At 71.4% G+C, this 13,403-nt stretch carries 9 protein-coding genes; 5 read left to right on the top strand and 4 right to left on the bottom strand.

Annotated features, from left to right (window positions below; translation table 11 throughout):
* Window positions 1-10: 10 nt before the first annotated feature.
* The 3 genes from mmsB to chvE form a co-directional block, all read right to left on the bottom strand.
* Entirely contained in the window at window positions 11-1,192 is a 1,182-nt protein-coding gene (gene mmsB / locus IEY20_RS04345) for a multiple monosaccharide ABC transporter permease (RefSeq protein WP_022903571.1), read from the bottom strand.
* Window positions 1,179-2,729: a multiple monosaccharide ABC transporter ATP-binding protein gene (gene mmsA, locus IEY20_RS04340; protein WP_175328122.1), complete on the bottom strand. Its 1,551-nt coding sequence runs from the start codon at window positions 2,727-2,729 to the stop codon at window positions 1,179-1,181. Before mmsA ends, mmsB begins: the two co-directional genes overlap by 14 nt.
* 104 nt (window positions 2,730-2,833) lie before the next feature.
* A complete protein-coding gene (gene chvE, locus IEY20_RS04335) occupies window positions 2,834-3,964 on the bottom strand; it encodes a multiple monosaccharide ABC transporter substrate-binding protein (protein WP_175328123.1) in 1,131 nt (376 codons plus the stop codon).
* A gap of 180 nt (window positions 3,965-4,144) precedes the next feature.
* Between chvE and IEY20_RS04330 the strand changes: the two genes are divergently transcribed.
* On the top strand, window positions 4,145-5,185 hold the full coding sequence (locus IEY20_RS04330) for a LacI family DNA-binding transcriptional regulator (RefSeq protein ID WP_175328124.1): 1,041 nt from the start codon (window positions 4,145-4,147) through the stop codon (window positions 5,183-5,185).
* 174 nt (window positions 5,186-5,359) lie between these two features.
* Here IEY20_RS04330 and IEY20_RS04325 read toward each other — a convergent pair whose 3' ends face one another.
* Entirely contained in the window at window positions 5,360-7,366 is a 2,007-nt protein-coding gene (locus tag IEY20_RS04325; protein WP_188888930.1) for a glycoside hydrolase family 127 protein, read from the bottom strand.
* 604 nt (window positions 7,367-7,970) lie between these two features.
* On the opposite strand from IEY20_RS04325, the gene IEY20_RS04320 reads away from it, so the two are divergent.
* The 4 genes from IEY20_RS04320 to IEY20_RS04305 are packed head-to-tail and all read left to right on the top strand — an operon-like array spanning window position 7,971 to window position 13,336.
* Window positions 7,971-9,818: a xylulokinase gene (locus IEY20_RS04320; RefSeq protein ID WP_175328126.1), complete on the top strand. Its 1,848-nt coding sequence runs from the start codon at window positions 7,971-7,973 to the stop codon at window positions 9,816-9,818.
* Window positions 9,815-10,525: an L-ribulose-5-phosphate 4-epimerase gene (locus IEY20_RS04315; RefSeq protein WP_175328127.1), complete on the top strand. Its 711-nt coding sequence runs from the start codon at window positions 9,815-9,817 to the stop codon at window positions 10,523-10,525. Before IEY20_RS04320 ends, IEY20_RS04315 begins: the two co-directional genes overlap by 4 nt.
* Window positions 10,522-12,066 (top strand): L-arabinose isomerase, encoded by a 1,545-nt coding sequence (araA, locus tag IEY20_RS04310; RefSeq protein WP_022903581.1) that lies wholly within the window; start codon window positions 10,522-10,524, stop codon window positions 12,064-12,066. The genes IEY20_RS04315 and araA overlap by 4 nt, the downstream gene beginning before the upstream one ends.
* A 10-nt stretch (window positions 12,067-12,076) precedes the next feature.
* On the top strand, window positions 12,077-13,336 hold the full coding sequence (locus tag IEY20_RS04305; RefSeq protein WP_229727865.1) for a D-arabinono-1,4-lactone oxidase: 1,260 nt from the start codon (window positions 12,077-12,079) through the stop codon (window positions 13,334-13,336).
* Window positions 13,337-13,403: the final 67 nt, after the last annotated feature.

Below are 13,403 nucleotides of genomic sequence, written 5' to 3'. Positions count from 1 at the left end.
AAGAGCGAACCTACTTGCGCGCGGCAGCCGCCCGACGCTTGTTGAACACGTCGAACGCGACGGCGGCGAGCAGCACCAGGCCCTTGATGAGCGACTGGAACTCCGTGCCGACGCCGAGGATCGACATGCCGTTGTTCAGGATGCCGATGATGAGACCACCGACGATGGCGCCCGGCACCGTCCCGATGCCGCCCGTGACGGCTGCGCCACCGATGAACACGGCCGCGATGGCGTCGAGCTCGAAGCCGTTGCCCGCACCGGGCGCCGCGAGGTTGAGCTGGCCGGTGAAGACCACGCCCGCCAGGGCCGCGATCACGCCCATGTTGACGAACAGCAGGAACGTGACGCGCTTCGTCTTGACGCCGGACAGCTGCGCGGCGAGGGCGTTGCCGCCGATCGCGTAGACGTGCCGACCGAACACCGCGCTCCGCATGACGACCGAGTAGATCACCACGAGCGCGCCGAGGACGACGAGCACGATCGGCGTGCCGTTGTAGCTCGCGAGCAGCAGGGCGACGTAGATCACGAGCGCCGCGCCGAACGCCGTCTTCACGATGAACCAGGCGAACGGCTCGCTCTCGAGCTGGTACTTGCGGCGGGTCGCACGGCCCCGGAACGCCGTGATGACCATGATCGCGGCCGCGGCGATGCCGAGGACCATCGTGAGCGGCTCGTAGCCGGTGGTGCCGAACGACGGCAGGAACCCGGAGCCGAGCGACCGGAAGCCGGCCGGGAACGGCGAGATCTGCTGGTTCTGCAGGACGATCTGCGCCGCGCCGCGGAAGGCGAGCATGCCGGCCAGCGTCACGATGAACGCCGGGATCCCGAAGTAGGCGATCCAGAAGCCCTGCCAGGCGCCGACGAGCGCGCCGATCACCAGGCAGAGGACGACTGCGACCGGCCAGGGGAGACCCCACTGGGTGATCATCACACCGGCCATCGCGCCGCTGAACGCGACGACCGACCCGACGGACAGGTCGATGTGGCCGGCGATGATGACCATCACCATGCCGATCGCCAGGATCAGGATGTAGCTGTTCTGGACGATGATGTTCGACACGTTGATCGGTGCCAGGGTGATGCCGCTCGTCGCCACCTGGAAGAAGATCACGATGACGATCAGCGCGATGAACAGGCCGATCTGTCGGAGCTGCCCGGTGAGGTAGCTCGCTGCGGACTTAAGCGCGTTCATTGACAGGGGTCTCCCGTTCCTGGGTCATGTACTGCATGAGGACCTCTGGGGTGGCCTCGGAGCGGGGCACGTCGGCGGTGATCGTGCCCTCGGAGAGTGTGTAGATGCGGTCGCAGATGCCGAGGAGCTCCGGGAGCTCGGAGGAGATCACGATGATCCCCTTGCCCTGGTCCGCCAGGCTGTTGATGAGCGTGTAGATCTCGTACTTCGCACCGACGTCGATGCCCCGGGTCGGCTCGTCGAGGATGAGCACGTCGGGGTCGGCGTACATCCACTTCGACAGGACGACCTTCTGCTGGTTGCCGCCGGAGAGCTTGCCCGTGACGGCGTTCACCGAGGGGGCCTTGATGTTCATGCTCTTCAGGAACTGCGGCGCGACCGTGGTCTCCTGCGAGCTGTTCACGAACCCCCAGTTGGCGAGCTTGCCGAGCGCCGACCCGGAGATGTTCCGCTTGATGTCGTCGATCAGGTTGAGGCCGTAGCGCTTCCGGTCCTCGGTCGCGTACGCGATGCCGTTGTCGATCGCGCGCGTCACCGTGTTCGTCTTGATCGGGACGCCGCGCTTGTACACGGTGCCGCTGATGCCGGTGCCGTACGAGTGCCCGAAGACGCTCATCGCGAGTTCGGTGCGGCCGGCGCCCATGAGTCCCGCGATGCCGACGACCTCGCCGGCCCGGACGGTGAGGTTCGCCTGGTGGATGATCTCGCGGGAGCCGTCGAGCGGGTGGTGGACGGTCCAGTCCTCGATGCGCAGGAGCTCCTCACCGATCTTCGGCTCACGCTCCGGGTAGCGACTCGACAGGTCGCGGCCGACCATGCCGCGGATGATGCGGTCCTCGGAGACGTCGTCGCCGTGCATGTCGAGTGTCTCGATGGTCTTGCCGTCGCGGATGATCGTGACCTTGTCCGCGATCGCCTTGATCTCGTTGAGCTTGTGGCTGATGATGATCGCCGTCATGCCCTCGGCCTGCAGCGACCGGATGAGGTCGAGCAGGTGCGCGGAGTCGTCGTCGTTCAGCGCCGCCGTCGGCTCGTCGAGGATGAGCAGCTTGACGTCCTTCGAGAGCGCCTTCGCGATCTCGACGAGTTGCTGCTTCCCGACGCCGATGTCGACGATCTTCGTGACGGGGTTGTCCTTGAGCCCGACGCGCTGCAGGAGCGACGCCGCCTCGAGGTTGGTCTGGTTCCAGTCGATGAGCCCGCCCTTGACGCGCTCGTTGCCGAGGAAGATGTTCTCGGCGATCGACAGGAACGGGCTGAGGGCGAGCTCCTGGTGGATGATGACCACGCCAGCGGCCTCGGAGTCGTTGATCGAGCCGAACTTCACCGGCTGCCCGTCGAGGAGGATTTCGCCGTCGAAGGAGCCGTGCGGGTAGACCCCCGACAGCACCTTCATCAGGGTCGACTTGCCGGCGCCGTTCTCGCCGCAGATCGCGTGGACCTGACCGCGTTCGACCGCGATCGAGACCCCCTGCAGGGCCTTCACACCGGGGAAGGTCTTGGTGATGTCCCGCATCTCGAGGATGGTGTCCGCCATGTGGACCGCCTTTCCGTCGTGCGCGCGTGCGCGCGCTGGTGGAGACGGACGGGAGGCGCGGTGCGGGCGTGCACCGCGCCTCCCGTCCGTGAGATGGGTCGCGCCTACTTCAGGTCGGCCTCGGTGTAGTAGCCGCTGTCGACGAGGACGGACTTGTAGTTGTCCTTCGTGACCACGGTCGGCTGGAAGAGGTAGGTCGGGACGACCTTCTCCTTGTTGTCGTAGCTCTTGGTGTCGTTCACCTCGGGCGTCTTGCCGGAGAGCAGGTCCTCGGCCATGGTGACCGACTGCTTGGCGAGCTTGCGCGTGTCCTTGTAGATGGTCGAGTACTGCTGACCGGCGATGATCGACTTGACGCTCGCCTGCTCGGCGTCCTGACCGGTCACGACCGGGAGCGGACGGTCCGAGGTGCCGTAGCCGGCGCCCTGCAGGGCCGAGATGATGCCGATCGAGATGCCGTCGTAGGGCGAGAGCACGCCGTCGAGCGTGGTGCCGCCGGAGTACGACTTCGCGATCAGGTTCTGCATGCGGGCCTTGGCGGTCGCCGGGTCCCACTGCTGCGTCGCGGCCTGGGAGAGCTGGTCCTGGCCGGACTGGATCTTCAGCGTGCCGTCCTCGAGGTACGGCTTGAGGGTGTCCATCGCGCCGTTGAAGAAGAACCCGGCGTTGTTGTCGTCGAGCGAGCCGGCGAAGACCTCGATGTTGAACGGGCCCTTCTTGCCGGTCTTCTCGCCCTTGTCGTCGAGGACCCCGAGGCCGGTGAGGAGGCTCGTGGCCTGGTCGACACCGACCTTGTAGTTGTCGAACGACACGTAGTAGTCGACGTTCTTGTTGCCGGTGAGCAGGCGGTCGTACGAGATCACCTTGATGCCTGCCTTGGCGGCGGCGTCGAGCTGGTCGGACAGGGCGCCACCGTCGATCGACGCGATGATCAGGACCTTCGCGCCCTTGGTGATCATGTTGCTGACCTGCTGGGCCTGCTGCTGGACCTTGTTGTCGCCGTACTCGAGGTCGACCTTGTAGCCGGCCTTCTCGAGGTCGCTCTTGACCGCGTCGCCGTCCTTGATCCACCGCTCGGAGACCTTGGTCGGCATCGCGACGCCGACGAGGGCGCCCTTGTTGTCGCCGCTGCCGCCACCGCTGCCGGTGGCGCCACGACCCCCGGCGGAGCACGCGGCCAGGCTGACTGCCAGTCCGACGGCGACGATCCCCGCTGCGATCTTGCGCTTCATCATCGAAGTACCTCTTGTTCCTCTCACGTCGTCCTCGACGCGCTGGGTTCGGGCTGCTGTGCCCCTGGGGTGCTGCTCAAAGTGAGCGCTCACATCATGTGGGTTGTTTCACGGGGTGTCAACTCGTCGTGATCGTTTCGCGACCTTTCCTCGGTGCCCACTTCCGGGGGTACGGTTGCCCACGTGACGACCACGACGGCCCACGAGGGCAAGCGCCGGAAGGCGCCGACCATCTTCGACGTCGCCGAGCGCGCCGGGGTGTCGCACCAGACCGTCTCCCGCGTCATCAACGGCGACCCCACCGTCCGCGAGCAGTTCCGCGACCAGGTCGCCGCCGCCGTCGCCGAGCTCGGGTACCGGCCGCGCGCCGCCGCCCGGGCACTCGCCGGCGGTCGCTCCCGCGCGCTGGGCCTGGTCAGCACGGGCGACGCCCTCTACGGTCCGTCGAGCACCGCGATCGGCTTCGAGCGGGCAGCGCGCGCCGCGGGCTACCACGTCCTGCTGTCGACCCTGCCGGAGGACCCGGTCCCGGCAGACCTGTCCGGAGCCCTCGCGTCCCTGCTCGCCCAGGACGTCGCCGCCGTCGTGCTCGTCGCGGCCGACAACCGGGTGCTCGACGCCCTCGCGTCGCTGACCGTCCCCGTCACGGTGCCGGTCGTGGTCGCGAACGCCGTGCAGCGCGACGCCGCGTACACCGGGGCGGCGCCGAACGTCGCCGCGGTCGCGATCGACCAGGCCGCGGGGGCGATGCTCGCACTCGAGCACCTGTTCGCGAGGGGACACCGCCGCATCGTGCACATCGCCGGGCCGTCGGTGTCGCAGGAGTCCGAGGTCCGCCGCGCCACCTACGAGCGCGCGATGCGGGAGCGCGGACTCGAACCGGTCGTGCTCGAGGGGGACTGGACCCCGGCGAGCGGCTTCGCGGCGGCACGGACGATCGACGTGCACACGGTGGACGCGGTCTTCGCCGGGAACGACCAGATGGCGCTCGGAGTGCTCCACGCCTTCGCCGAGGAGGGGCTCCGCGTCCCGGACGACGTCGCCGTCGTGGGGTTCGACGACATCCCGGAGGCCGCACACTTCACGCCTCCGCTCACCACCGTGCGGCAGGACTTCATGGCGATGGGGGAGCGGGTGCTGGCGTCGGTGAAGGCGCTCGTCGAGGGGCAGTCCCACGACGACGGGCTCATCGCGCCCGCGCTGGTGGTGCGCCGGAGCGCGTAGGGCGCGCGGGTGGGGCTCCCTCGCACGGTGCGAGGGCCTGCGGGGCGCGGCTCGGCGCACGGTGCGAGGTTTCGCTCACCGTGCGAGGTGATCGGCCCCGCACCGTGCGTGGAACCTCGCACCATGTGACTGCCCCTCGCACGGTGCGGGGGCACGTCGGGGACGCGGACCGGCTCAGCGAGCGATCGGCAGCCAGACCCGCATCGGGGCCGCACCCCGGTTCGCCCACGCGTAGTACGGGATCGCGACCGCGGTCACGGGGCGCGCGGCGCCCGCCGCGTCGGCCTGGAGGCCCGGCTCGCCCCCGGCCCCACGGCCTGCGTCGTCGACGCTGGTCGCCTCGTCGGCCCGCTCCGCGCCTCCCGGCCGGGTCCCGTCGATCCTGCGGTACGGCCATGCCGGCTGCTCGTGAGAGGCGGGCGCGTGGCCCGGCACCCGCAGGGCGACGACGCCGTCGAGGAGGTCGTCGCGACGCTCCTCGGTCAGCGGCGCGTCCACGTCGACCGTCAGGTCGTCGACCGTGAAGCCCTCCTGGTCGGCCTGCTCGACCGCGTAGACGAGCGGACCGCGCTCGATCGCGACCTGTCCACGGGCGGCGTCGATGCGGTCGTCGGCGACGAAGCGGTGCGCGGTCGTGTCGAACGCGACCTCCACGGTGTCGCCCGCGGTCCAGTGCCGGTCGACGACGTGCAGGGTGCCGGGCGTCGGGTGCGCGACCCCGTCCGGCGTCGTCACGGCGGTCGTGTCCGACCATGCCGGGATGCGGAGGCCGAGTGCGAGCGGGCCGTCCTCGGTCACGGTGACGACCACGCGGCCGTCGTGCGGGTACCCGGTCTCGATGCGGACCCGCCCGAGGTCGGCTGTCGCGTACTGGTGCACCTGCAGGCCGCCGTCCGCCTGGGTCGCGAGGTAGCCGTCCAGGCTCGCGAAGGTCCGCATGATGTTCGGCGGGCAGCAGGCGCAGTCGAACCAGCCGCGGCGGCCGTGCGCGGGGGAGCGGTTCTCGTCCTGGTGCGCGTGGTCGCGGTGCTGCAGCGGGTTGACGTAGAAGTACTCGGTGCCGGCGAGGCTCACCCCAGCGAGGAAGGCGTTGTACAGGAGGCGCTCGATCGCGTCGGCGTAGACGGGCTTCCCGGTCGCCAGCAGCAGCCGCCACGCCCACTGGACCCCGCCGATGGCGGCGCAGGTCTCGGCGTAGCCGCGGTCGGTGGGGAGCTCGTACGGGTCGCCGAACGCCTCCCAGTCCCACCGGGCGCCGAGACCGCCCGTGATGAACGCCTTCGTCGCCATCATGTCGGCGAACTGGCGCTCGCTCGCGGCGAGGAGCTCGGTGTCGCCGGTCTCGATCGCGACGTCGACGGCGCCGGCGGCGAGGTACACCGCGCGGACGGCGTGACCCTCCACGGTCGTCGCCGCACGTGCGGTGACCCGGTCCGAGAAGTACGTCGGCTCGCCGCCGGCGCGCTCGATGATCCCGTGGCCGCGGGCGTCGACGAACCAGTGCGCGAGGTCGAGGTACGCGCGCGTGCCGGTCTCCCGGTACAGCTCGACGAGACCCATCTCGACGACCGGGTGGCCGTCGATGTCGGCGGTCCTGCCGGGGCCCTCGCCGAAGGTGGCGACGAGGTGGTCGGCGTTCTTCGTCGCGACGTCGAGCAAGCCTGTGTCACCGGTCGCACGGTGCTGGGCGACCGCGGCCTGGTACAGGTGCCCGGCGCAGTACAGCTCGTGGCTCCACTTGAGGTCCGTGTAGCGCTCGCCGTTCCCGCGTACCTGCTGCACGGAGTCGAGGTAGCCGTCGTCCGCCTGGGCCCGGGCGTACAGCGCGGTGACCTCGCGCTGCAGTTCCAGGAGGTCGTCAGCGGGGGCGCGTCCGTACTCCCACGCCACCGCTTCGAGCCACTTCGTCACGTCGGAGTCCATGAAGATCGGTCCGACGGCCTCGCCCTCCTCGTCACCGGCTGCGATGCGGAGGTTGCGGAAGTTCCCGGCCGCCTCGAGCTGGTGGTAGCCGCTCCGGACGGCGTCATGGCCGTTGCGTTCCTGCCGGAGGGCCCAGAACCCGCCGGTGATCCGGGCGGCGCCGGCCGGCAGGGGGCGGTACGCCAGGTGGGCTGCGTCGGTCGGGAGGACCGGGGTCGCGGTCTGCGCACGGCTGTCGGTCGCGAGCGTGGTGGTCATGTCGCCTCCTTGCGAACTGACGGCGCTCCCGTTCAGGAAAGCGCTTATCCGGGAGCAGGCTAGGGCGCGGTGGCGGCGGCCGCAAGGGGTCGGGTCGGCGAGCGCGCTCCTCGGGGGTGGGGTCGGGTGGCGGGGTGGTGCGGTGTGACGGGTCGTGACCGTCCGGCGCGGTGCGGGTGCGGGAGGGGTCACGACTGCCCGCTCGGGTTCGGCGGTCGGTCACGTCGTGTCGTTCTCGGCGTGGTCGAGCGACGGGTCGTGACCGTACGGCGCGGTTCGCGCGGGGTGTCGTGACCGACCGGCAGCGGGCGTGGGCGGGTCGGGCGTGGTCGCGGTTGGCTGCGAAACGTGTCGGGTCGCGAGGCCGGCGTGCGGCATGTCGTGCGACCGCGGCGGACGTGAGCGGCACGTCGTGCGACCAACGGTGTGCGACCCGGCGCTCGGACCGGCTGCCCGGGCCCGGACTCGGACCCAGCGGCCCCGCGTCCCCGGCCCCCGCGACCCCCGGCTCCCGCGCTCCCGGGGCGCGCCGCGTTGCGCGAGTGAGCGCTCACGTGCCAGGATGTGAGCGCTCACGCAAGACGACGACGTCTGGGAGGACGACATGGGTGACGACGCCGCACGGCAGGTCGCGGACGGCCGCACCACCCTCGGGATCGAGCTCGGTTCGACCCGCATCAAGGCCGTCCTCGTCGACGAGGACCTCCGCCCGGTCGCGAGCGGCTCCCACGAGTGGGAGAACGCGTACGTCGACGGTCGCTGGACCTACTCCCTCGACGCCGTCGAGACCGGACTCCGCGCCGCCTACGCCGACCTCGTCGCCGACGTCGAGCGGCAGTACGGCGTCCGCCCGACGAGCTTCCGCGCCGCCGGGGTGTCCGCGATGATGCACGGCTACCTCGCGTTCGACGCGGACGGCGAGTTGCTCGTGCCCTTCCGGACGTGGCGCAACACCTCCACCGGCCCGGCCGCCGAGCGACTCAGCGCAGCCCTCGACTTCAACGTCCCGCTCCGCTGGTCGATCGCACACCTGTACCAGGCGGTCCTCGACGACGAGCCGCACGTGGCCGACCTCGCCGGCATCACGACCCTCGCGGGCCACGTGCACCGCCGACTCACCGGTCGGGACGTCCTCGGGGTCGGCGACGCGAGCGGCCTCTTCCCGATCGACAGCACCCCGACGCCGAGCGCCCCCGGTGAGCCCGGCCGCCGCGACTACGACCAGGCGATGCTCGCGACCGCGCAGGGCCTCGTGGCCCACCGCGTGCCGGACCTCCGCGCCCTCCTGCCCGAGGTCCTCGTCGCCGGCGAGGACGCGGGAGCCCTCACGCCTGAAGGCGCCGCCTGGCTCGACCCGACCGGCACGCTCGTCGCCGGCGTCCCGTTCTGCCCGCCGGAGGGTGACGCGGGCACGGGCATGGTCGCCACGAACGCGGTCGCGCCCCGGACCGGCAACGTCAGCGTCGGCACGAGCATCTTCGCGATGGTCGTCCTCGAGCAGCCGCTGGCCACGCCGCACGAGGAACTCGACGTCGTCACGACCCCCGCCGGTGACGCCGTGGCGATGGTGCACTGCAACAACGGCGCGAGCGAGATCGCCGCCTGGGCGCGGGTGTTCGGCCGGTTCGCCGATGCCACGAGCACCCGGACCGGCGGCACCACCGTCGACGTCGACGACGTGTACGCGGTCCTGCTCGACGAGGCCGCCGCCGCCGACCCGGACGCCGGCGGGCTGCTGTCCTTCAACTACCTCGCCGGAGAGCCGGTCACCCACGTCGAGGACGGCCGACCCCTGCTGCTCCGCACGCCCGGCGCCCGGTTCACCCTGGGCAACCTCGTCCGCTCCGAGGTCCACGGTGCCTTCGCGACCCTCGCGATCGGCATGGACGTGCTGCACGGTGAGCACGTCCGGGTCGACCGGATGACGGCGCACGGTGGGCTCTTCCGCACGCCCGGTACCCCGCAGCGTCTCCTCGCGGCGGCGCTCCGGGTCCCCGTGGCCCTCGAGGAGACCGCGGGCGAGGGCGGGGCGTGGGGCATCGCCGTCCTCGCGGCCTACCTCGAGCACACCGACCAGGCGCTCGAGGACTTCCTCGCCGACACCGTCTTCCGCGGGGACGCCCTCCAGGTCGCCGAGCCGGAGCCGGACGACGTCGCCGGCTTCCAGAGCTACCTCGACCGGTACCGCGCGGCCCTGCCCGTGCAGGACGTGGCGGCATCGGCGACCCGCACCACCGCACCGACCGACCAGGCCGACCCGACCGACCAAGCCGAGCCGCGCCTCCAGGCCGACCCGACCGACGCGGCCGACCCGACCGGTGCGGCCGACCCGACCGGCGCGGCCGACCCGACCGACGCGGCCGACCCGACCGACGCGGCCGACCCGACCGACGCGGCCGACCCGACCGACCCCGCGAACGACGCACGCACCGAGAAGGAGCCGACCGCATGACGGACCAGACCACCGACGAGACGAGGGCCGCCGTCGCGGCGACCCGCGCCCGCGTCGCCGCCCTGCACGGCGAACTCGTCCGCTACGGCCTCGTCATCTGGACCGGCGGCAACGTCTCCGAGCGCGTCCCGGGCACGGACCTCTTCGTGATCAAGCCGAGCGGGGTGTCGAGCGACGAGCTCCGCCCCGAGAACCAGGTGGTCTGCACGCTGGACGGCGTGCCGGCCGACGGCTGGGACAACGCGCACGGCCCGTCCTCCGACACCGCGGCGCACGCCTACGTCTACCGGAACATGCCCGAGGTCGGCGGTGTCGTGCACACCCACTCGACCTACGCGACGGCCTGGGCGGCCCGCGCCGAGGCGATCCCGTGCGTCATCACGGCGATGGCGGACGAGTTCGGCGGGCCGATCCCGGTCGGGCCGTTCGCGATCATCGGCGACGACTCGATCGGCCACGGCATCGTCGAGACGCTGAGCGGTCACCGCTCGCGCGCCGTCCTCATGCAGAACCACGGCGTGTTCACGATCGGGCGCGACGCGAAGGACGCCGTGAAGGCCGCGGTGATGTGCGAGGACGTCGCACGCACCGTGCACATCGCGAAGCAGGGCGGGGAGCTCGTCCCGATCGCCCAGGAGAACATCGATCGACTCTTCGATCGCTACCAGAACGTCTACGGACAGACCCCCGAAGGAGCACTCCAGTGACCCACGACACACCGACGCACGTCGTCGACCCCGCCGAGACACTGGCGGGCTACGAGGTCTGGTTCCTGACGGGGAGCCAGGGGCTGTACGGCGAGGAGACGCTGCGCCAGGTCGAGGAGCAGAGCAAGGCCGTCCACGAGACGCTGGCGCCGCACGTGCCGGTGAAGCTCGTGTGGAAGCCCGTCCTCAAGGACGCCGACGGCATCCGCCGGGCCCTCATCGAGGCCAGCGCCGACGACAAGGTCATCGGCGTCACGACCTGGATGCACACGTTCAGCCCCGCGAAGATGTGGATCGGTGGGCTCCAGGCACTCACGAAGCCGCTGCTGCACCTGCACACCCAGGCGAACGTCGCGCTGCCCTGGGGCGACATCGACTTCGACTTCATGAACCTCAACCAGGCCGCGCACGGCGACCGCGAGTTCGGCTACGCGCTCGCCCGCCTCGGCGTCCGGCACGCCACGGCGGTCGGGCACGTGTCCGACGAGCGGGTCGTCGCTCGCATCCAGAACTGGACCCGTGCCGCGGCGGGCGCCGCGGCCGTGCGGGAGCTCAAGCTCACCCGCTTCGGCGACAACATGCGCTACGTCGCCGTCACCGAGGGCGACAAGACCGAGGCGGAGATCGAGCTCGGCGTGCAGGTGAACACCTGGGCGGTGAACGAGCTGGCAGCGGCGGTGGACGCCGCAGCGGCGGACACAGCGGCGGTCGACGCGCTCGTGGCGACGTACGAGCGCGACTACGACGTGGACCCGTCGCTCCGCAGCGACGGCGGTGACCGCCACGCCGCGCTCCGCGACGGCGCCGCCATCGAACTCGGCCTCCGCGCCCTCCTCGCGCAGAACGGCTCCGCCGCGTTCACCACGAACTTCGAGGACCTCGGGACGCTCAAGCAGCTGCCCGGCCTCGCGGTCCAGCGCCTCATGGCCGACGGGTACGGCTTCGGCGCCGAGGGGGACTGGAAGACCGCCGTCCTCGTCCGCGCGATGAACGTCGCCGGCGCCGGGCTGCCCGGTGGCGCATCGCTGATGGAGGACTACACGTACGACCTCACCCCGGGTGCCGAGAAGATCCTCGGCGCGCACATGCTCGAGGTCTCGCCGACGCTCACCACCACGACGCCGACGCTCGAGATCCACCCGCTCGGGATCGGCGGCAAGGACGACCCGGTGCGCCTGGTCTTCACCGCCGACGCCGGCGAGGCCGTCGTGGTCGCGCTGTCCGACACCCGTGACGGCTTCCGTCTCACCGCGAACGTCGTCGACGTGGTCCCGCCGACGGAGGCGCTGCCCAACTTGCCGGTCGGCCGCGCGGTCTGGGAGCCGCGGCCGTCGTTCCCGGTCGCGGCCGAGGCCTGGCTCACCGCCGGCGCCGCCCACCACACCGTCATGACGACGGCTGTCGGCCTGCAGGTCGTCGAGGACTTCGCGACGATGGTCGGTACCGAGTTCCTCGTCATCGACGAGCACACCACGGCCCGCGGGTTCCGCGACGAGCTGCGCCTGCAGCAGACCTGGCACCGACTCGACCGGGGGTTCTAGGCTCGTGACCGTGACCGCGACGATGCGCACCAACTGGGCAGGGAACGTCACCTACGGGGCGACCGAACTGCTGACGCCGACCTCCGTCGACGAGGTCCAGCGCATCGTCGCGGCGACGCCGCGCCTGACGGCGCTCGGCTCGAAGCACTCCTTCAACCGGATCGCCGACACCGACGGGGCGCAGCTGACGCTCGCCGGGCTGCCGCCCGTGCTCGACGTCGACACCGACCGACGGGTGGTCCGGGTCGCGGCCGGCATGACGCACGCACAGGTCGCGGCCGGCCTGGAGGCCCGTGGCTGGGCACTCGCGAACCTCGCGTCCCTGCCGCACATCTCCACGGCCGGGGCGGTCGCCACCGGTACGCACGGCTCCGGCGTCCGCAACCCGTCGCTCGCGCAGGCCGTGGTCGGCCTCGAGGTCGTCCGGGCGTCCGGGGACACGGCGCGGGTCGACGCCTCGACGCCGGACGGCGCCCTCGACGCACACCGCGTGGCACTCGGCGCGCTCGGCATCGTGACCACGGTGGAGCTCGCGATCGAGCCGTCGTTCGAGGTCGCCACCACGGTCCACCTCGACCTGCCGTGGGACGCCGTGCTCGGGCACTTCGACGCGGTGGTGTCGGACGCGTACTCGGTGTCGCTCTTCACGTCGTTCGACGACCGAGGAGCCCGGCAGGTGTGGGTCAAGCACCGCACGGACGAGCCCGCGCCGCAGGTCGACCTCGTCGCGCTCGGCGCCCGGCCGGCCGACGGCCCCGTGCACCCGGGCGAGAACGACACCGCGGGCGTCACCGAGCAGGGCGGGGTCCCCGGGCCCTGGTCCGAGCGGCTGCCGCACTTCCGATCGTCGTTCACTCCCTCCACCGGTGCCGAGATCCAGGCCGAGTACGTGATCCCCGCGTCGCACGCGATCGCCGCGCTCGAGGCCCTGCGTCCCCTCGCATCCGTGTTCGCGCCCCTGCTCATCGCGGCCGAGGTCCGGACGGTCGCCGCCGACTCCGCCTGGCTCGCCCCGTCGTCCGAGCGGCAGTCGGTCGGCATCCACTTCACCTTCCGCCGCGAACCCGAGGCGGTCGAGGCGGCGGTGCACCGCATCGAGGAGACCCTGGCCCCCTTCGACCCGCGGCCGCACTGGGGCAAGGTGTCGGTGGCGACCGCCGAGCGACTGCACGAGGCGTACCCCCGCCTCGGCGACTTCGCGGCGCTCGCTCGTGACCTCGACCCGACCGGGCGCTTCCGGAACGCCTTCCTCGCGCGCATCCTGAGCTGAGGGCTCCGGCTCCCAGCGGCGGGTCGGCCCCGGTGTCGGGAGCGGGTTCGCGGGGCGGGGCGGCGGA

Source organism: Curtobacterium luteum (genome assembly GCF_014646995.1).
Taxonomy (GTDB): Bacteria; Actinomycetota; Actinomycetes; order Actinomycetales; family Microbacteriaceae; genus Curtobacterium; species Curtobacterium luteum.
Note: the sequence above shows the minus strand (reverse complement) of the source record. Positions and strands in the feature narration are given on the sequence as shown.